1 pseudogene is annotated in these 416 nt (G+C 82.2%); it reads left to right on the top strand.

From position 1 onward, the window contains the following. Positions 1–65: 65 nt before the first annotated feature. Positions 66–416: pseudogene (locus ABD308_RS03215) on the top strand (hypothetical protein); the annotation flags it as partial.

Genomic DNA, 416 nt, shown 5'->3' with positions numbered 1-416 from the left:
CCCCTGCGCCGCCCGCGGCTGTTGAGCCCGTCGAGGCGGTTGAGGCGACTCAGGCCCCGGCGCCGGTGGAGGTCGCCGCGCCCGTCGAGGCCGTCGTCGTCCCCGCGCCCGCGCCGGTCGAGCCGGCCGTGGCCGCCCCGCAGGCCGTCGAGGCCGCCGTCGCGCCGCCGGTCGCCCCCGCCGAGCCGGCCGTTGCCGAGGCTCCGGTCCAGGTCGTCACCGAGGCCCCCGCCGAGGCCGTCGTCGAGCAGCCCGCGCAGAGCGCCGAAGCCGTCGTCGAGCAGGTCGCGGGGGAGGACCAGTCCGCCGCCCCGGCCGGCCAGCCGCGCCGCATCTCGGCCTTCCTCGCCGCGCCGACCCCGCACGGTCTGCCGCAGGTCGAGGCCGCCGCCCCGGCCGCCGCGCCCGCCGTCGAG

The sequence above is a fragment of the Kitasatospora putterlickiae genome (assembly GCF_039527695.1).
Lineage (GTDB): Bacteria > Actinomycetota > Actinomycetes > Streptomycetales > Streptomycetaceae > Kitasatospora > Kitasatospora putterlickiae.
Note: the sequence above shows the minus strand (reverse complement) of the source record. Positions and strands in the feature narration are given on the sequence as shown.